The 20,394-nt window shown below is 56.2% G+C and carries 12 protein-coding genes and 1 tRNA gene; 3 read left to right on the top strand and 10 right to left on the bottom strand.

Annotated features, from left to right (window positions below):
- Positions 1-758 precede the first annotated feature (758 nt).
- Complete coding sequence (locus AC3IUA_RS28175; protein ID WP_489358043.1) at positions 759-1,565, top strand: NYN domain-containing protein; 807 nt, start codon at positions 759-761, stop codon at positions 1,563-1,565.
- Positions 1,566-2,014: 449 nt separating this feature from the next.
- Positions 2,015-2,824, top strand: a complete 810-nt coding sequence (locus AC3IUA_RS28170) for a hypothetical protein (protein WP_489358042.1) — start codon at positions 2,015-2,017, stop codon at positions 2,822-2,824.
- A 456-nt stretch (positions 2,825-3,280) separates the two neighbouring features.
- Here AC3IUA_RS28170 and AC3IUA_RS28165 read toward each other — a convergent pair whose 3' ends face one another.
- The 6 genes from AC3IUA_RS28165 to AC3IUA_RS28140 form a co-directional block, all read right to left on the bottom strand.
- A complete protein-coding gene (locus AC3IUA_RS28165) occupies positions 3,281-5,137 on the bottom strand; it encodes a hypothetical protein (RefSeq protein WP_489358041.1) in 1,857 nt (618 codons plus the stop codon).
- 397 nt (positions 5,138-5,534) lie between these two features.
- The gene (locus AC3IUA_RS28160; RefSeq protein WP_489358040.1) at positions 5,535-7,085 is read right to left on the bottom strand and encodes a hypothetical protein; all 1,551 of its coding nucleotides are present in this window, start codon (positions 7,083-7,085) and stop codon (positions 5,535-5,537) included.
- Between the two features lie 502 nt (positions 7,086-7,587).
- On the bottom strand, positions 7,588-7,806 hold the full coding sequence (locus tag AC3IUA_RS28155) for a hypothetical protein (protein ID WP_489358039.1): 219 nt from the start codon (positions 7,804-7,806) through the stop codon (positions 7,588-7,590).
- 465 nt (positions 7,807-8,271) lie between these two features.
- The gene (adhP, locus tag AC3IUA_RS28150; RefSeq protein ID WP_489358038.1) at positions 8,272-9,300 is read right to left on the bottom strand and encodes an alcohol dehydrogenase AdhP; all 1,029 of its coding nucleotides are present in this window, start codon (positions 9,298-9,300) and stop codon (positions 8,272-8,274) included.
- Between the two features lie 324 nt (positions 9,301-9,624).
- Complete coding sequence (locus tag AC3IUA_RS28145) at positions 9,625-10,125, bottom strand: hypothetical protein (RefSeq protein WP_489358037.1); 501 nt, start codon at positions 10,123-10,125, stop codon at positions 9,625-9,627.
- 102 nt (positions 10,126-10,227) lie between these two features.
- A complete protein-coding gene (locus tag AC3IUA_RS28140; protein WP_489358036.1) occupies positions 10,228-11,076 on the bottom strand; it encodes an exonuclease domain-containing protein in 849 nt (282 codons plus the stop codon).
- 426 nt (positions 11,077-11,502) lie between these two features.
- On the opposite strand from AC3IUA_RS28140, the gene AC3IUA_RS28135 reads away from it, so the two are divergent.
- Positions 11,503-11,823 (top strand): hypothetical protein, encoded by a 321-nt coding sequence (locus AC3IUA_RS28135; RefSeq protein WP_489358035.1) that lies wholly within the window; start codon positions 11,503-11,505, stop codon positions 11,821-11,823.
- Between the two features lie 379 nt (positions 11,824-12,202).
- Here AC3IUA_RS28135 and AC3IUA_RS28130 read toward each other — a convergent pair.
- From AC3IUA_RS28130 to dnaG, 4 genes are all read right to left on the bottom strand, one after another.
- Positions 12,203-12,279: transfer RNA gene (locus tag AC3IUA_RS28130), tRNA-Ile, on the bottom strand.
- A gap of 15 nt (positions 12,280-12,294) precedes the next feature.
- Positions 12,295-16,038, bottom strand: a complete 3,744-nt coding sequence (locus AC3IUA_RS28125) for a bifunctional diguanylate cyclase/phosphodiesterase (RefSeq protein ID WP_489358034.1) — start codon at positions 16,036-16,038, stop codon at positions 12,295-12,297.
- A gap of 121 nt (positions 16,039-16,159) precedes the next feature.
- Entirely contained in the window at positions 16,160-18,010 is a 1,851-nt protein-coding gene (gene rpoD / locus AC3IUA_RS28120; RefSeq protein ID WP_489358033.1) for an RNA polymerase sigma factor RpoD, read from the bottom strand.
- 67 nt (positions 18,011-18,077) lie between these two features.
- Positions 18,078-20,039: a DNA primase gene (gene dnaG / locus AC3IUA_RS28115; RefSeq protein ID WP_489358032.1), complete on the bottom strand. Its 1,962-nt coding sequence runs from the start codon at positions 20,037-20,039 to the stop codon at positions 18,078-18,080.
- Positions 20,040-20,394 lie beyond the last annotated feature (355 nt).

The following is a 20,394-nucleotide window of genomic DNA, read 5'->3' as shown; positions in this document are numbered from 1 at the left end:
CCAAGTGACGCTAGGCCTGTGATCTTTACATCAACCATATCATCGCCTGTCGCGCGTACCATGCATTTAGGTGGCTACTGCGCAGTAGCAGCGAGTTTATGCGAGAAGCACAACCACACTCCCCTGGAGCATCCCGTAGGACTCCTCGCTCCAGTCGAGGAGAAGCTGAAGTGGTTCGATTGCAGAACCACTGAAGTGTTTTCAGTCGTTGCCAAAAGAAATTGGTGATTTATGAGCGCCCTAACGGGTGAGGGGATTTGATAGTTTTCGGAGCAGTACGCGCGAGCGCGCGGATAAACCATCATCAAGCAATCTGTCAACGGTATAGCCAGCTGGGGCGGGCGATCACCATCCAGTTTGGGTCTGACGGCCGTTTTCACTTGTGTTGACCGCTGCGCGCCAAAGAGGCGACCGGCAGTGAACGGCCAAAAGGAGCCAGTCGGATCAGTCCAGTAAATTAGGGGTGATCCATTGGGTAGCCGAAGCGATACCACTTGGTCGTCGTAGCAATCATCAGACTCTCATCTAATGAACCGCTGTCGGGGTCCAGCTCGAGAGCCTATTGAGTGAGGACAGGGCGGAAGGTCTTTTTAGCGCGAGGGGTGAGGCAGGCAGTCGCTAGAATTTTCAATCCTCAACATCTACCGCCACTCAGTGTAATTTCATGGCGGGTAAGGTTTGCCTGTGGTTCAACTTCCCAACATATCGTAGGGTGTCGGGTATCGACAAAGAACACCGACCGTTCAAGGATGTTGAAGATGGCCACTCACCCTACTGCTGGAGATGCGCGCGTTGCCGTGCTCGTAGATTGCGACAATGTTTCACCCGACGTTTTGGAGCACGCTCTTCGGGTTGTCGCGCAGTTCGGTCGGATCGTTCTACGGCGCGGTTATGGCAACCATGCCACGCTGGCCAATAAATGGCAGGAAGCTCTGGTCCGCCTGGCCTTCACTCCCTGCCTTCAATACCAGTACGCCTCCGGCAAAAACACGTCCGATATCGCCCTTGCGCTCGATGCACTGGAAGCCCTTTTTGATCACAGAGCAGACATGTTCTGCCTAGTTACCAGCGACTCTGACTTCGCCTACCTGTGTCGCAAACTTCGCGAGCGTGGAGCATCAATATGCATTGTCGGTGAAGCTAAGACACCTGATGCTTTGCGAAATGCCAGTGATCAGTTTTTCGAGTGGAACCGTCCGGCCCCCGCTGTAGAGCAAATGGCAGCCTCTGCCATAATCAATCAATCAGATTGCTCCCCTAAAACGGGTTCGAGCAAGGAGGAGTCTGCAACTCATGTGGTTAAGCGCAGGCCCAAGTTTGTTGTTGAGGCTGTGTCGTTACTGGCCAGTGGTGCAACTGAAGGTAAGGTCACAGCAGGCTTACTGGGCGCCTACCTGAAGCGCACCGATCCAGCTTTTTCACCTAGCGTGTACGGGCACTCCGGATTGGTCGACATGATCAAAACCTACGACTTGCTGACGGCAGTCATGGAGCCTGGCGGCCATTGGATGGTCGGGATTGCCGCCAAAGAGGGTGAGCCAGAGCTGTCTACCCATGGCAAGTAGTTCATGGCCGTCTGCGCTTGGATGGCCACTGCACAAAGCCACAAATCTCAGTACAACGAACGCTTTTATGAAGCCTCTTTGGATGGATTAGGCAACGGTCACTGTGTTTTGCCTGGATCAGCTAACGGCGGCGCAACCCAAAGCTGCCGGTCAGCAGCGGCAGAGTTCGGCCAGGAGCGGACAGATCTAACCCTACTCGGACTTGCCACCTTGGGGGCTGTCTCAGTGATTGACTGCTTGGGTTTGACTATAAAGCTTGGCACTACTCAAACCGGGGGAGACGTCGCCATCATGCAAAGCCCGGCCAGGTTAGACACCTAGACTCGCTCAGTGACGAGTTTCTTTTGGAATCAAACAAAAACAGCCAAGCAGCCTGGCTGGAACTTTCTAGCGAATTGGTCTTGACTGAGAACGGGGTTTTCCACTTAAGAATTGAAGGTAGCTGGAGCATGAAAAACGCACTCCTCTTCATCTTCGCCACACTTACAGTTGCCTTTGCCTCGACGTCCTACGTGCTGTACACCAATCAGCAAGGCAAACCTATCGGCAGCCTACCAGATCAGTTGGCCAAAACTCCTCAATTTGCACCATCCGCCAAGACTTACCAAGGCCAAATATTTGTAGTCACGCGGGGCGGTGAAAGCATCCCACTTGGGGGTCTCTTCGTGTCGTTTCATTCCCTGCAAGTGATCAAAGACTATGAACTTAGAATGTACCAGGCATTGGCCTCCGATGTAGCCAAACACTCTGAAAAATTTGAAAAACAGTATATGAAATATGCGGCCACCGAAGCTATATACAACGAAGTAGTAGAGAAACAGCAATACAAAAAATATAAAACAATTCGCGGAATGTTGGATGATGAAGAGAGGTACCTGCGATATGCCTACGAAGATCTACTCTATGTATCCGGTGCTAAGCCCTACGCTGAGGCAGCGCCGGAGTCGGCGATCACCACTCAGACCGATGCCAGCGGCAAATTCAGCCTGACACTTCCTGCAGATGAGCCACTTGTTGCCGCCACTTGCGCGTCGCGGGAGGTTTCGGATAAGACCGAACGGTACTGCTGGTTCATCAACATGGATGGCTCAAAAGCGGTACTGATGAACAACCACAACGTGCTGGGGAAACGCTCGGACGATTCCGCTATCAAAACTCCAGGCCTGCCCCTGGATTGCAAACAATGGCAGGAATGCGCCGCCGCCGTATATGCGGTCAAACAGGCTTATGCGCCATACGCCGTGACCGCAGCAAAGTAAAGCGAAGCAAAAATTTAAGGTTATTCGCGGACTCTGGGGGTACGAGCGAGTTGACCGTCTGGGAAGCAGGTAAATCGGCAGTCCCTAAACACACCCTTCACCTGCCCCTGCTGTCGCCGTGCATCCTATTGATCTTGCCGCTTTCTGGTCAGGCTACGAAGTCGTCGCCTCTCGCCCCGCTGCTGACAACGCCCTGCTGATTGAGTTGGAACCCCAAGCCATGCGAGTGCCCCAGTGTAGGGGCTGTCGGCAGCCAACTCCTTTGATCCACGAACGACGCCTGTTGGCCGGTGTCTGCCGATTCCCACCGGCAGCTATGGGTCGATGACCGCACTTCACGATCGTCAACAACCGGCCAAAAGCGGTCTCTAGCGCCCAAGCTCAGGCGCTCCCACGTCGAAGGCGTGGACGTCGCACTTGAGGGCCTTGTTGTGCGCCGAGCCGCAAACGTTCGCGTTACTCTGTTTGAAGCGCTTTACCAAGTTTCGCCCCCAGATCGCGGCGACATTGATTGTGCACGTGGTAGCGCTGCATGACGGTTGCCGTCAAGGCTTCCTCGGAGAGCGCCACGGCCATTTGCTCCGCCCCCCACTCCTTACTGCCCTTGAGCTGTTGGAGTCCAATGACTGTCTCAATCAAGGCTTGCTCGAACCATGCGTGGACTACATCCGTAACCACCCCCTCAATGGTCCCGTCCGGCGCGTCCTTCCTTTCCTTGCAGAGGCGGCGGACCATGTCTGTGAACACCCGAAAGTCGGCGTTCACGCGCAGGATGTTCTGCTCCGGCAGGTATCGAGCGGCCCGGTCCTCCATCTCATATTCGTCGCGTGTCCCCTCGCGGAGTGACACCCACTGTACGACTGGAAAGGGGTCGGTTTCTGCCTTATCGCTAGGTACACCACCTTTCTTTTCGAAGAAATGGTAGATGTTTCCGAGTTCACCATCCCGAAGTCCGAGAGAATCACCGCCAGAAGCGGTTCCAACTGCGCCGCCGCCCCCTTTGCCTTTATGGCCTGAGTCTGAAGAGGGGCCAGTGGGTGCGCGTGAGCTTTCGTCTGAGAGATAGATTCCCTGAGGATTCGGGCGGTACCGACTAACTTTGTACAGGTCGATTATGCCCTTGAGCCGTTCCTTGATTGATTTAACGTGATCTTGGTCGGAAGATGAAGAACCCTTTTCACGAATGAACTCTGCCAGTTGCTTAGGCATGTTCTGACGGAACTCGTAAGCCCAATCGGCCCACGGGAGCAGCAAGCCGTTGAGCAGAAGCGACGTTCGAGCTGTGTTCGTAGTGAGATTTACCTCGGGCGCAGCAACAGGTTCCACATAGAGAACTACAAATCGAGTACCAAAGAGAACGCCGAAGTTTTGCAGCTTTGCAGTACCCGCACGTGCCGTTTCGCGATCATAGAGCTCATTTTGATACAGGGCAGCAACGTGCCCGCCGGATTCGATGAACCCGCTGTTGTTTGATATGGCGGGCTCATCCCTGAGAATCCACCAATGAATCCGTGCGCCCGAGAGCTCATGTACTCCGGACGCCTCAGCATGTGCCTCTAGGTACGGCCGCTGCCCGGTGATCGTCCTCAGAATATTCCGATCCGCGTCAGATCTCGGAAAATCCCAACCCTCCCGCGCCCTCACGGTTACGTCGCTTGGGAATTCAAAGTAACGAGTGTTCAGATACTTGGAAATCCAACGGGATGGGGCTGCTGCCTCCGCGGGCGCAGCCATTGTGTTTTCTTCCTTGAACTTGCCCAGCAAGATGACTTTGGTTCCTGACTCAGATATTTCGTCCGGTTTAACTTCGTCCGCCAGTGGGAAGTAGTGGGAATAACTGCCGTCATCCAGTTTCCATTGGCACAGCCCATACTCGCCCGTATCCGGGTCTTTTTCGAGAGTGACCTGGAATCCATCTCCTTTCTTCCAGGACTGGTAGATTACCCCGTAGGGATTTCGAGTTGCGGCGGCAATCTTCGCGCCGATGCCGTAATTGCTGGTAAATGACTGTTCGGACCCAGAAGAGGAAAGTTGATTGATGAACTTTTGCATCTCCTCCCCCGTCATTCCGTCGCCGCAATCAATGATCGACAGCTTCATGACATCGCCGAGGTCGTAAAGGGTCCAGTCAACGTCCCAGGTGATGTGGCCGGGCCTTCCGGTTCGAGCGATGGCATCAATCGAGTTCTGAGTAAGCTCCCTCAGAAACTGCAATGGGGCACAGTCCTGCCCGAGGCGATCGAGAAGGAATCCAACGTTGTGTACTGACATGGGTAGGGCATTGCGCCCGCCCGTTTGAGCGTGCTTTTTCATGTTCATCTCCGATCCGCGCAATGGCCGTGGCGATTGCACTGATTGAAGTTCCTTTTTGAGAGCAGCCTCGGTGGCGGTTTCGCGACCTTGGCTAGCTTCCGTCGAGGGCCTTTTTCAACTTAATCCGATGGGTGCCCACACGCAACTACGCTGAAATCGAACGCCTCTTTCCAAGGCCCGAGCAAGACCACTTTTGCCTCAGCATTGCCTCAAGCCCAGGAGGTGTCAGCGCCTCTACAAACAGTATCGGTAGCTCAACCTTGTCAATGCATATTGCGGTAAAGCGACCCATAGCGGCCGATCGCCTGCACCCCATGAACGTCAGGTATTAAAGGACGCTTACAGCCAACCCCGCAGTCGGCTCGCTTTCGCACTTCCATCGCTTGAACCACGGCGATTAGCGCTTTTTCTTGTTCGCCTTCTTGGCTTTTTTCCGAGCTTCTTTCGCCATTTTGCGACGCTCAGCTCGGTTCATTGGGGTGCCAGAACCGTACTCGTAGAACTTGGGGCCACCAAAGTTGAACGGCATCGGGAATTCGTGATCTCTTCCGCCGAAGTACTGCACATCCTTGCCCGGTGTCTGCAGGACGTCGAGCTCCTCCATTACGCCCTTCCAATGAGCGGACTCCTCTGGGCTCAGCTCGTGAGCAAGGTCGACGTACAAAAAGTCTTGCGAAGCTACTTGCTCGGAAAAGGGCTCGGATGCAATACCAATCGCTTCGGTCGCGCTGGGAAAGCGCAGCTTGATGCCGTGGCAGTATGCAAGCAGTACAGCCGAGCGCATCTCCCGGTAATCCTGGTAGTCAACATTTGGTGGCTTTGGAACAGTTAGGAATACGTACCCACGGGACATGGTGTCGCCGCTCAGGATCATGCGGGCGAACTTCTTGCCGGGCTCGCTCTTCGAGAGAGCGAAGCGGAATTGGTTGGCGAGATCGCGTCTTGCCAGTCGGGGCTCTGATGCGAAGGCACGCAGGATTCGCTCGTGGTCGACGCTCTCCGGGGGGATCTCGGGGAGCCCAATCGCTGTCCCTGCGCGAACGAAGGATGCTTGGTACTCAATGAGTGCATCCCACATGTAGCTGCCCTGATCGGCCACGCGCTTGGCCGCTCGTTGAGGGCTTGAGCGGTAGTACTGCCAATCGCCCTCCAAGAGGGTGACGGCCCCAGTGCCAGGTGGCACTTTAGGCAAGGTGTGCCGACCGTTCTCCATCGTGCACATGTACTGCGCAAGCAATTCCTCTTCACCGGCAACGTGCATTACGACGCCGTTCGCGCCGAAATAGCGCTCCTTGCAGACTAGGTAGTCGACAAGGTCCGGGACGGTGTCCAGTTCCTCTAAGAGGGCGTCGACTGTTACCTCATCGAGGACGTGGACGAAGCGGCGGCCTTTCAGTGGGAAGCCGACTTCGAAAGGGTGTTCGTAGTGGGCGTTGCCCTCAAGCATGCTGTTGAGCATCAAGCTGCCGCTGCTTCCACCGCCGAAGTATCGAGCTGCTGCCTCATGGCCGCCTCGCGTGACAGCAATCAGGAAGTAGCGGGCTAAGCTTGGGTTCGGGAGTTCCACGGGTAACTCGGTCTGACATGACTTGTCGACAAACACGCGGCCTGGGAAACGACGCAGGAAATGTTCGGCCCCTACAAGTTGCTTTGCTGACTTTTCGATGGCTCGCTTGTACCAACGCGGCCAAGCAACCTTGATGTCCACGTCCGACTGAAACGCGCAGTGCTTGTCGGAGAACAGCAGCACATCGTTGCCAAAAACCACCAGCAGGTCCACCAACTCCTTGCCATCACCCTTGCCGCCTGATCTCCCTTCGTCGCTGTGAACATTTGGATAGCTCCACAGACTCAGGAACGCTTTGCGGGCGAGCCGCGCAAGGGCACGCTCCGATTCGGTCGTGCCCTGTGCCTCAGCTGCTTTCTCCCAAGCGGTCTTGTTGCTCATCCTGCTATCCCAAGTCTGCGATTCCACCAGCATATCTGGGCCGATCGCTACACGTGCATCGAAATCGTGTGAGTGACCATGACCCCTCTTGATTACATTATGGTCGCCCGGACCGCCGAGGCGTGCGGCAGCTCTTGGCCCAGGCTGTGTGAAAACGCATGCACCGTTTTGAAGTCTGCGTTGCTACGTGAAATCTGCCAGCGTTTGGTTAATCAGCAGACCTGAAATTTGCGTAGGAACGCGATTTTCGTTCCGATCCTGACTGTAAAATCCGCTCAAAAACGTTTTCACACAGCCTCGGCCGTTCTTTGCCGGTCTTCACTACGGCGCCTGTTGGTCAAGTCGAATGCAAACGGTTGGTCAGCACGGATGCAACGGACTGGTCGGTGGCAATTCAAATGGATGGTCAAGCGGGATGCAATTTCCCACTCTCCACAGAATCCCATTTTTCCACCCTAAATCGGGATTCGCTTATGCAAGAGGGAGGGACGTTAGATGATGCCTATGACTGGCGTAGCCGCATAATGGCATCTGTTATGGCTTGAGCATTTGTGTCCAGCGTTTCCATGGCCGCTGTTGCGTGAGCGGCAACACTTCCCACTCCATTTTCTGAGAGCCACTTGGTGATCTCTTCTATAGCGGCACATATGGCGTGCTGGTTGTGTAGGAGCAATGTCAAAGCGTCCGCCGTAGCGATCTTGGCTTCTGGGTTATCTGACATGGGTATCGTCCTTGAGTGATGGTGCAGGAAGCCTAGATCAACTCGCCGCTGGCTGTGGCTGGGCGGGTAATTGCTCAGGCCTGCCCACGCATTTGCATTCGAGCTGACCAGTCATTTGCATCGGATTTCACCAGCTCGATTCGTAGACATGACCGGCACAGAACGACCCAAACCGGTCATTCGCGATAGGCAGAAAACGGCCATGAGGAGACATTTGCTGCTTGGCTTGATCAGAGAAATGAAAGTCCGCAACACGCCAATGAGCTGACCTTCGCAGAAGCACTTGCGATGTCGGCTCACTGGACGAATGGCTAGCGAGCCCAACCACCCTGCTGCTGGGCAACTTGATGATGTTCCCTGGGCAGGCCGACGCGCAGAGCCGCCAGTACCTGATCGCTTACCCCAAGAGCTTAAAGTAAGCACGTTGCCGGCACGGTTCTGTCTGGGCGAGCAGCATCCGACGCATCAGACTGTGAGATCGAGCACGATGCGGCCTTCGATCTGGCCTTTGTGCATACGGGTGAAGATGTCGTTGATGTTTTCCAGGGGTTCGCTGTGGACCGTCGCCTTGACCTTGCCTTCGGCAGCGAAACTCAGCGCTTCCTGCAGGTCTAGCCGGGTGCCGACGATGGAGCCGCGCACTGTGGTGCCGTTGAGCACCATATCGAAGATCGACAGGGAGAACTCGCCCGGCGGTAGGCCGTTGAGGACGATGGTTCCGCCGCGGCGAGTCATGCCCAGAGCTTGTGCGAAAGCCTTTGGCGAGACGGCGGTGACCAGCGCGCCATGGGTTCCGCCAATTTCACTCTTCAAGTAGGCTGCCGGGTCCTGGTCGAGGGCATTGACGGTGAGCGTGGCGCCAAGGTGCCGGGCGAATTCCAGTTTCTGATTGTCCACATCCACGGCGGCAACGTTCAGGCCCATGGCCTTGGCGTACTGCACTGCCATATGGCCGAGGCCGCCGATGCCGGAGATTGCTACCCACTGTCCGGGGCGGGTGTCGGTCATCTTCAAGCCTTTATAGACGGTCACGCCGGCACACAATATGGGGGCGATCTCGATGAATTCGATGTTGTCCGGCAAGTGACCGACGAAGTTGGCGTCCGCCAGGGCATATTCGGCAAAGCCACCATTCACCGAGTAGCCGGTGTTCTGTTGGGATTGGCAGAGAGTTTCCCAGCCGCCCAGGCAGTGCTCACAATGGCCGCAGGCGGAATGCAACCAGGGGACGCCTACCCGGTCACCTTCCTTGACGTGCTTGACTCCGGCCCCCACGCCGACGACCTGTCCCACTCCCTCGTGGCCTGGAATGAAGGGCGGCTTGGGTTTGACTGGCCAATCGCCTTCGGCGGCATGCAGGTCGGTATGGCATACGCCGCAGGCGGCAATCTTGACCAGGACCTGGCCCGAACCGGGGGTAGGTACCTTCACTTCCTGGATTTGCAGCGGTTTGCCAAACTCATGAACGACAGCGGCTTTCATTGTTTTAGGCATGGTGCAGTCCCCATGGATATGTGGCGCGTTTAATCAGTGAAGATCAGTTTTTGCCAGTTCGCCACAGGATGTGGGGTGCTGCGGTGTCGTCTGATTGAAATAACCAGTGTTATCGGGTGAGGTGCTGTGGCCGATGAGCCGACATCGCAAGTGCTTCTGCGAAGGTCAGCTCATTGGCGTGTTGCGGTCTTTCATTTCTCTGATCAAGCCAAGCAGCAAATGTCTCCTCATGGCCGATTGTTGTCTGTCGCGAAGGGCTGTAATCGACCCTTTGCAGGCATTCATAACGTTCAGTTTAAGGGGTGTCCCGAGTGGCTTGAACCGCTAGTTAGGCTCTTGCGCCGCCGCAACTGGTTTGCGATCACGACACTGCTCCCTTTCCACCCGGTAAAGAAAAGAAATCTGCCAGAAGCCGAACGCAGCAACGCTAAGTGAAACGAGCGCGAAATGTGCGACAGACCAGCGGTAGGTTAGATAGCCGCTAAGCGACTGAGGCAGGTCTTCTGAGTGCCTCCAGCGAAGAAACTTAGCGTATGGCTTGGCATAGCTAACACCTTCCACAAAAAACTCTGCCGGCGCCGACGCGTTGAATTTCCAAGCTATAAAATCGAAAACAACCCACAGAACGAGTCGGTAGATTGAGAAAGCTGTAAATCCGATAAGGGCCACACACAATGCAGTGGGAACTTGATTGGACAGAGCCCATTGAAAGATGGTCCGAGGATCATTCAGGCTCATCACCAATATGGTCGCAATCACAGCGCCACTCAGAAGGTAGCGAATTGCTGCTTCCAGGCTTGAAACCAGTGATATGAGTTTGTCCATGCAATCCTCTTGATCCTATCTTTGGAATTAAGGGCACGTATTGCCGCATTCCAAAACGTCGATCCTTGAATGACTTGTTATGCGCCATATGGGTCATGACGACTACACACCAATGAGGTGGCCAAAGTCGCTTTCTCCGAGTATGCGAATTTTCTGGCCTTTAGCCATAAGTTCTTCGGCCTTCCTATGCTTAGCGCTCTTTTCTGCGCCAGCCAGCATGCGAATGTCTTGGTCGCCGACAACAAGCAGAGTGGTATGTTTCGTGACGCCAGTTGCGACATCGCAGCCTGCTAACGATGCAACATTGGCAGCTTCTTGGCGCGGTATTGAAAGTGCTCCGGTGAACACAACCACATTACCGAATAGTGGGCCGTCTGGATTGGCGGTGCGAACCTCGGAGGATGATAATGAAGCAGTTGGTCGCAATGCCAAAGAGCACCAATCGGCAGCACTTGAACCAGTTTCCTGAATTGCTCTAAGTAATATTTCACCCGCAGCACGCGCATCCTCTTCTGCATCGTGATGCTTGAGGCTTATGCCGAAGTGAGCGGCAACATTTGCAAGCCCATAACCAGATTGCGAAAAAATAGGCCAAGTGCGCCTAACAACTCGCGCCGTATCAAGCCACTGGCAATCAAGTGAGGTTGTTGAAGACTTTTCACAGGCCCTGCGAATTGCAGTTCTGTCGAATGGCGTATGGCTAGCCAATATTTGATTAGAGAAATTGGCTCTCAGGCGATCATGTACTTCTATCCAATGCGGTGCCGATGCAACCATTTCCTCATTTATGCCGTGAACTGAAACGTTGTGAGAATCAAAGTAGTCATTTGGATTAACGAGCGTGCTCCATGACTCTGAGAATTGTCCGTTTGAGAAAACGGCGATGCCAACTTGGCAGATGCTTGCAAGGTCTGGATTGGCGGTTTCAACGTCAATGACTACGAAATCCATGGTGCCTCCTTAGGCGACATGCCATGTCGCGTTTCTTGTCGCGATGGCGTGTCGTATAACGTTCCTTGTCGTCCTGTAAGTCCTTGTCTAACTTAGAGGTGGTCGCGGCATACGCGACATTGCTCAGGGAGAAACGCGACATGGATGACGGCAAGCCCTGCTACCCTCTAGAGTCGAAAGCAGCGCCAATGACCCTACCCATTTGCCATCACCGTGTCCACCGTCCACTTTTGGCCGAGGCTGTGTAAAAACGTTTTAGAACAGGTTTGACAGTCGGAATCGGAACGAAAATAGCGCTCCTACGCAAATTTCTGGTCTGCTGATTAACCAAACGCTGGAAGATTTTACGTAGCAACGCAGACTTCAAAACGGAGCATGCGTTTTTACACAGCCTGGGCCGTTCTCTGCCGACCATGGTTACAAAGCGTGCTGGTCAAATCCGATGCAATCGGTGGTCAGAGAATGCAAATGACTGTTCAGGTCGAATGCAAACAGGTGGTCAAGTGGAGTGCAATTTCGCAAATGTCCCAGCAGGCTCCCGGAAAGTATCAGGTCGAGGTAACCCAGGAGGGTGATGACTGGTATGAGGTCTCCGGCCAGAACCTGTTCGTACATACCAGCGGCTGTTTCAGCATGGCAATGAACGAGGATGCAGTTCTAGACTTATACAGCGGCGGCTCCGGCACTTTGGAGATTGAGGGCGACGAGTGCACCGTGGACGGTATTTATTCAAAACTTCGGCTCTGATCTTGATCGTCTACGGCCAAAGGTGTGTCCCCCGTACGCTTACAACGAAGTGGCCTGATCGTCCGAGGCTTCAGTCGTTCTGATTTTTCTAGCGATCCACGATTACCATTCAGAGTTTCTTAAGCAGTACGCGCGCGAGCTCGTTCGACGGTTTAATCGTGCGCTATTTCAAAGGGTGGCCGTCAATTTGAGATCGCGAGCTACTGCTTGCTGTTCTGAGGGATTTTGTATCGGCGAAGGGAGGCACAAAGCAAAAGCTGTTGCTGATGACTACGAAATGCCAAGCTCGGCCGGTCACGATTTCAGCTGTGGTGATTGACCGGTGATTGACAGTCAATTCAGAGAATAAGGGGGTACGAATGCAACCCCTTGATTTGTTTGGTGGGCCCAGTAGGACTCGAACCTACGACCAAGGGATTATGAGTCCCCTGCTCTAACCAACTGAGCTATAGGCCCTCAGTAGGCCGCGGATTATAACGATGGTTTCTCGGCTGTGCTATCCGAAAAATCCGAAAGATTGATACGAAGAAAGGTTGCAGCGAATTCATCGGCGGGGAGGGGGAGGCTGACGATGTAGCCCTGGATCTCTTCACAGCCCTCAAGCGCGAGGAATTGCTGCTGGGCCTGGGTTTCGACGCCTTCGGCGATTACGGTGAATTGCATGCTGCGGCCCAGGGCGATGATGGCGCGGACGATGGCTGCATCGTGGGGGTCATCGGGCAGGCCGCGGACGAAGGACTGGTCGATTTTCAGGAAGTCCAGGGGCAGGCGTTTGAGGTAGCTCAGCGACGAGTAACCGGTGCCGAAGTCGTCGATGGCCAGCTGCACACCGAGGCGTTTGAGTTGATGCAGGACGTCCAGTGCTTCTTCAGCCTGGCTCATGATGAAATTTTCGGTGATTTCCAGTTGCAGGAAGCCGGGCATGAGACCGTTGTCGTTGAGTAGCTGCTCGATCCGGTTGAGCAGGTTCGGTTGGCGCAATTGGGCCCCGGCCAGGTTGACCGAGAGGGGGCCAAAACTCTCATACATCCGGTTCCACTCGTACAGTTGCTGGCAGGCTTGCTCCAGCACCCAGTCGCCAATTTGCAGGATCATGCCGTTTTCTTCGGCCAGTGGGATGAAGTGTTCGGGCGGTACGTTGCCGAAAGTCGGGTGACGCCAGCGCAGCAGGGCTTCGGCACCGACCAGGGATTGATCCTTGAGGCTGATTTTCGGTTGGAAGTAGAGCAATAGCTCGTTGCGTTCGATAGCCCGGCGCAACTCATGTTCCAGCGCGATGCGTTCGCTGGCCTGGGCGGTAAGGTCGCGGGTATAGCTTTCGACCCGATTGCGGCCCTTGGATTTGGAACGGTACATGGCCGCGTCGGCATTCTTGATCAGCGTGGCGACGTCGCAGCCGTCCTGTGGGTAGAGACTGGTGCCAATGCTGGCACTGATAAAGAACTCGTGCTCGCCGGCCTGGAAGGGGGCTCCAAAGCAGTTGAGCAGCTTGTTGGCGATGTGCTCGGCGTCGCTGGCTTGCTGCAGGCCCGGCAACAGGATGATGAACTCATCACCGCCCAGGCGGGCCACGGTGTCGATGTCACGCAGTTGCTCTTTCAGGCGTACGGCAATACCCCTGAGCAGCAGGTCGCCGACCGGATGGCCAAGGCTGTCGTTGATATGTTTGAAACGGTCGAGATCGAGGAACAGCACGGCGCCCTGGCCGCCGTTTTCTTGCTGGCTGTTGAGCGCTGTCAGCAGCCGGCTCTCGAACAGGGTGCGGTTGGGCAAACCGGTCAGTGGGTCATGGTGGGCCTGGTAGTCGAGGCGCGCCTGGGCGTGCTTCAAGCTGGAGATGTCAGCGAATACCGCAACGAAGTGGGTAATGAATTTGTCCCGGTTGCGCACGGCACTGATGGTCAACCAGCTGGGGTACAGCTCACCATTTTTGCGCCGGTTGGAAATCTCGCCCTGCCAATGGCCTTCGGCGGTCAGTTGGTGCCACATGGCGGCGTAGAAGGCGCTGTCGTGCAAGCCTGAGGCAAGCAACCTGGGGGTATGGCCGAGCGCTTCGGTTTCGCTGTAACCAGTGATCTCGGTGAAGGCTCGATTGACTGCGCTGATGTGCTGTTGAGTGTCGGTAATCAACACCCCTTCGGCGGTGCTCTCGAACACCGTGGCGGCCTGTTGCAGTTTTTCCTGCATCAGATGGCGCTCGGTGATGTCGCGAGCGATGGTCAGGATGCAATCCTCGCCGGCGATGGGCAGCGGACGGCTGGAGAGCTCGCACAAGCGAATCTGCCCGTCGCTACGGCGGATATGGCAACTGAAGTCGCGGACAAAACCGTCACGTTGCAGCAGGTCGAGCATCTGTTTGCGTTCGTTGAGGTTGACCCAGATACCCAGGTCCAGGGTGGAACGGTCCAGGGACATCGCACTGTTGAAGCCGGTAATCCGGCTGAAACCCTCGTTGATCTCAATCAGCAAGCCATCGCTCTGTCGGGTCAGCAGCAAGCCATCGGGTGAGGCATGGAAGGCTTTGGCGAATTTCTCTTCGGAGGTTTGCAGTTGTTGCTGGGTCTCCTTGAGTTGGCTGATGTCGCGCACCACCACTACCAGCGCGGGAGTGGTGTCGAGGTCGAAGGGCTCGGCGGAGATCAGCCCGGTGAACAATTGCCCGTTGTTGCGCCGGAACGGCATTTCCAGGTTGCGGATGCTGCCGGCCTGCAAGCGCTGCAAAAGGCCGGGGCCGACGTCGGGTACGCCCCAGATGTTCAGATCTGTGGCGGTCTGGCCGATGACCTGTTCGGCGCTCAGGCCGATCTGTTCCTCAAAGGCCTCATTGACCTCCAGCAGGCAGCCGTCGGACAGCCGCGCGATAACCAGGATGTCCGGGCACTGCTGGAACACCGAAGCGAATTTCTGCTCGGACAGGCGCAAGGCTTCTTCGGTTCGCTTGGTTTCGCTGATGTCGATCATCAGGCCGCGCAGAACTGGCTCATGGCCGTGCTCTATCAGGCTGACGATATCGCGAACCCACAGGCAGCGGCCGTCGGCGGTGATCACGCGGTAATCGACGCTGTGATCGCGGCCGGCCAGTATCTCACGGTCGCAAAAGGTCTGGGCGCGGGTCAGGTCGGCGGGATGAATGATGTTGAGCCAAAAGCCCGGGATCAGCCAGTTAGGCAAGGGATAGCCGAGCAGTTCTTCGGCGTGGGGTGACACATAGCTGTAGGTGTAGTCGCTTATGCGGGCCTCCCAGGCTATCGCCGAAAGGCTTTCTACCAGACCGCGGTAGTGGTATTCGCTGCTGCGCAACTCCTGCTCAAGCGCGACCCGGCGCGAGATCTCCGAGCTGAGCCGACGATTGATGCGAATAACCACTGCCAGCACGGTAAACAGCAGCAGCACTCCGGGCAGGCCATACAACAAAAGACCGGACCAGAAGTTACGGTGGTCGAGGACATTGCCCACCCAGTGTTCCTGGATGCGGCTTATTTCCTCGGGGCTCAGGTCGGCCAGCACTTTATCGAGAATACCGACCAGCATTTTGTTTTGTTGTGGTACTCCCATCGCCAATTGGTAGCGATAAGGTGTTTCACCGCTGACATAGAGACCGTCGAGTTTAAGCTGGCGCAAGCTCCAGATGCTGGAGGCGAGATCACCTACTACAGCATCGACCTGATCGGTGGCCAGGGCCTGGAGTGCCGAGCTGACATTCGGCAGGGCGACCAGATTCAGGTCTGGGTGGTGGGTGCGTAACAGTTCATGGGGCGCATAGTTTTCCACGACGGCAATCTTCAGGCCATACAGATCGCGGAGGTTGTGCGGTTGTGGTCCGCCTTCGTGGGCCAGGATCACAATCGGGAAGTCGAGGTAGGGCCGTGTGAAGGCCAGATAAGTCTGGCGTTCGGGAGTCGACATGATCCCTGGCAGCAGGTCCAGCTTGCCTTGTCTGGCCTGTTCCAGCACCTGGCTCCAGCTGACCGGCTCCACGGGAGTAACCTTGATGCTCAGGCGTTCCTGGATCAGGCGAATGTAATCCGCCGCCAGGCCCTGATAACGGCCTTCTTCGTCGCGATATTCAAAAGGTGGCCATGATGCATCGACCCCCAGACGCAAGTCCGGGTGGGCCGCAAGCCAGCTACGTTCTTCGTCGGTAAGAGTCAGCGCGCCAGCCGTTGCAGTCCAGGTCATCAGCCACAGCAGAAACACAGCCGGCATTCTGGGCATAACGGTCTCGTTATGGCTCGGGGAGTAGGATCGAGTGTAGACGGGCAATTCGGCGGGAGGGATGCCTGGAGGATTTTATCTGCACAAAGCAAAACCCCCAGCAGGGCTGGGGGTTTTGTGATCACTCGTCGAGGAAGGAGCGCAAATGCTCGCTTCTCGTCGGGTGGCGCAGCTTGCGCAACGCCTTGGCTTCGATCTGACGAATCCGTTCGCGGGTAACGTCGAACTGTTTACCGACTTCCTCGAGGGTGTGGTCGGTATTCATGTCGATGCCGAAGCGCATGCGCAGGACCTTGGCTTCACGGGCAGTGAGGCCGGAGAGAACTTCGCGAGTCGCTTCTTTAAGGCTCTCAACAGTGGCGACATCGATTGGCGACTGCATGGTCGAGTCTTCGATGAAGTCACCCAGGTGGGAGTCTTCGTCATCACCGATCGGGGTTTCCATGGAGATCGGCTCTTTGGCGATCTTCAATACCTTGCGGATCTTGTCTTCAGGCATTTCCATGCGTTCGCCAAGCTCTTCCGGAGTCGGTTCGCGACCCATTTCCTGCAACATCTGCCGGGAAATACGGTTGAGCTTGTTGATCGTCTCGATCATGTGCACCGGAATACGGATGGTGCGGGCCTGGTCGGCGATCGAGCGAGTGATCGCCTGACGGATCCACCAGGTGGCATAAGTCGAGAACTTGTAGCCGCGACGGTATTCGAACTTGTCCACCGCTTTCATCAAACCGATGTTGCCTTCCTGGATCAAGTCGAGGAACTGCAGACCACGGTTGGTGTACTTCTTGGCGATGGAGATCACCAGACGCAAGTTCGCTTCAACCATCTCTTTCTTCGCGCGGCGGGCCTTGGCCTCACCGATCGACATGCGACGGTTGATGTCCTTGATCTCGGCAATCGTCAGACCGGTTTCGGTCTGCAATGCAGTCAGCTTTTGCTGGCAACGAAGGATATCCGGTTGCAGGCGACCAATGGCTTCAGCGTATTTGCTTTTGCCTTTGGCCAGTGCATCGGACCAGCTTTCGTCGACTTCATTGCCCGGGAACTGGCGCAGGAAGTCGGTACGCGGCATACGTGCGTCACGAACGCAGAGCTGCATGATCGCGCGCTCTTGCTGACGCAGGCGATCCAAAGCACTACGCACACGCTCAACCAGGCCTTCGAATTGCTTCGGTACCAGTTTGATCGGCATGAACAGTTCAGCCAGGGCCACCAGCTCGGCGATTGCCAGCTTGTTGCCACGACCGTGCTTTTTCAGTGCCTTGCGAGTGACTTCCATCTGGTCAGCCACGGCGCCGAAACGCTGTGCGGCGATGACCGGATCCGGACCGCTTTCGACTTCTTCCTCGTCGTCAGAGCTGGCTTCGGCTTCGTCGTCGTCGGAATCGTCATCCGCTTTCGCGGTTTTCGTATCGACGGGCGGCGGTACTTCGGCAGCAGGCGGCGCAATGCCATCGTCCGGGTCGATATAACCGCTCAGGACGTCGGACAGGCGGCCACCTTCGGTGGTGACGCGAGTGTACTCGGAGAGAATGTGGTCAACCGTGCCAGGGAAGTGCGCAATTGCGCCCATCACTTCACGAATGCCCTCTTCAATACGCTTGGCGATTTCAATTTCGCCTTCACGTGTGAGGAGTTCTACCGTGCCCATTTCACGCATATACATGCGCACTGGGTCAGTGGTGCGACCAATGTCGGTCTCGACCGCTGCCAACGCAGCCGCTGCTTCTTCCGCAGCGGCCTCGTCGGTGTCGGCGTCGGCCAGCATAAGGGAATCCTTATCTGGCGCAACCTCGAATACGTTGATCCCCATGTCATTAATCATGCGGATGATGTCTTCCACCTGTTCCGGATCTGAAATATCCTCCGGCAGGTGGTCGTTGACCTCCGCGTAAGTCAGGTAGCCCTGCTCACGACCAAGAACGATCAACTCTTTGATACGAGACTGCTGTTGCGCTTTTCCGGACATAACACCCTATCCACTGAAGGTCTTGGCGGGCAAAAAACAAGCCGAGGATTATACCTGAGCTATGACCTCACGCGCCAGTTGAGGTCGGGTTTGATGCGGAAACATTGCGACTCAAGAGGTCGCGCAGCTGATTTTTCTCCTCGGTACTCAATTCACTTTGACGTGCTTTCCTGAGCAGTTGTTCCAAACTCCGCTCGCGTTGGCGAGCTGACAAGCTAGTTATAGTGTCGAAAAACTGTTGTTCAAGGTTATCGCCCTCAATCAGCCATTCCTTTTCTGCCAGCGCTTTGAGCAGGCGCCCTTGTTCGGTGCCGTGCCAGCGAGCAATCAACTGAATTGAGTTTAGCTTGGGATTCTTTTGCACGGCTTCGAGTAGCGCCACCAACAGTTGTGTATTGGTGTGATCCTCGGCAGCAAAGTGCCCGGCATCCTCGACTTTTTCCGCCAGTTGCGGGTGATGCAGCAATGTGCGCAGGGCCGCCAGCGTTGGTGGCTCTACAGCTGCGGGAATGCGTGGGGCACGAGGCTGATCGCGATCACCCTGACGCTTGCCCTTTTTATCCCAGGGTTTATTTTCCCATTTCTTGCCGCCGCTGCCCGGTTTTTTCGGCGTCCACTCCTGTTGAGGCGCGTAGGCCTCTTGAGGTTGGTGGTAATCGGCGTAATCCGGCATGGCGTCGTAATCGATGCCTGGGTCGTAGGCGGGCGGAGCCTCTTGTGGCGCGCTGTGCACCAGTTGGCTGACCGCCTCGCTGTTGAGGCCGGTGATTTCCGTGAGTCGCTGGCGCATCAGGGTGCGCAGGTTGGCCCCTGGAACCTTGTCGATCAACGGCGCTGCAAGGGTGGCCATATGGGCCTTGCCTTCGAGCGAGCGGGGGTCGGACTCTTCGGTCAGCTGCTGAAAAAAGTAATCGGCCAGCGGTTGTGCATGCTGGTTGATCCGCGCGCGGAACGCGTCTGTACCTTCGGAGCGGACCAGGGTGTCCGGGTCTTCGCCTTCGGGCAGGAACAGAAAGCGCGCGCGCCGACCGTCCTGCAGGCTTGGCAAGGTCGCTTCCAGTGCGCGCCATGCGGCATTGCGCCCGGCCTGGTCGCCGTCAAAGCAGAACAATACGTTGGGGACCACCCGAAACAGTCGTTTGAGGTGTTCTTCGCTGGTGGCGGTGCCGAGTGTGGCGACGGCATTGCGCAGGCCTTGTTGGGCGAGGGCGATGACGTCCATGTAGCCTTCGACGACGATGATTTCGTCGAGGTTGCGATTATTCTTGCGAGCTTCAAACAGCCCGTAGAGTTCCTGGCCCTTGTGGAACACCGGGGTTTCCGGGGAGTTCAGGTACTTCGGCTTGTCGTCGCCCAGTACCCGGCCGCCGAAGGCGATGATCCGCCCGCGACTGTCGCGGATAGGGAACATCACGCGATCGCGGAACCGGTCGTAGCGCTTGCCGGTTTCGGCATTCTCGACCAGCAGACCGGCATCAATCATGGCTTTCTGCTGCAGGGTGTCACTGCTCAGGTGCTTGAACAGATTGTCCCAGCCTGGCGGGGCGAATCCGAGGCCGAAATCCCGGGCGATCTCGCCGGTCAGGCCGCGGCCCTTGAGATAATCGACGGCAGCCTTGCGCGCCGGATGGCTTTTTAGTGCCTGGCGATAGAAATCGGCGGCAGCAGTGAGCAGGGGGTAGAGCGGCGAGTCGGTCGGTTGCCGGGGTTTGTGCGGTCGGCCGCTTTCCTCTCGGGGAATTTCCATGCCGGCGGCTTTGGCCAGTTCTTCGACAGCCTGGGGGAAATCCAGATTGTCGTGGTCCATGATGAAGCCGAGAGCATTCCCGCCAGCGCCGCAGCCGAAGCAGTAGTAAAACTGTTTGTCCGGGCTGACGCTGAACGAGGGGGTTTTCTCTTTGTGGAACGGGCAGCAGGCAGTGTAATTCTTGCCGGCCTTTTTCATTTGCAGGCGCGAGCTGACCACATCGACGATGTCGGTGCGGTTCAGAAGGTCGTCAATAAAGCTCTGGGGAATTAGCCCGGCCATGGCGTTCTCGTCATCACTGCGCGGAAATTGATCCGGGGCGAAGGGCGCCGAAGTCTGGTCGTTGTTTTGAGGCGCAACAGTCTGCGTCTCGACCGGATGTCGTCTGCGTGATCGCTGTCGGGAAGTGTATCTGTCGAAAATCCACTGACGTTAGTTCCAATCAGTATTCGACTATTTGAAAGTGTTGCTCTGAGTCCGGCAACGGCCAGTGACAGGCCTCGGATAGCTCACAAGCGGGCACGGGAGATCGTGCCTTGGGCTGATCGTCTGTTGAGGAATCAGTAAGGTGTGCTCGTCAGTAGCCTTGAAAGGCTCGTCAGAAAAGACGTGCACCGCTGGCAAAAGAGCCAGGTCT

This window comes from Pseudomonas sp. KH_050 (assembly GCF_057838875.1).
The sequence above is the reverse complement of the archived record's forward strand: the minus strand, read 5'-3'. Positions and strand labels throughout refer to the sequence as shown.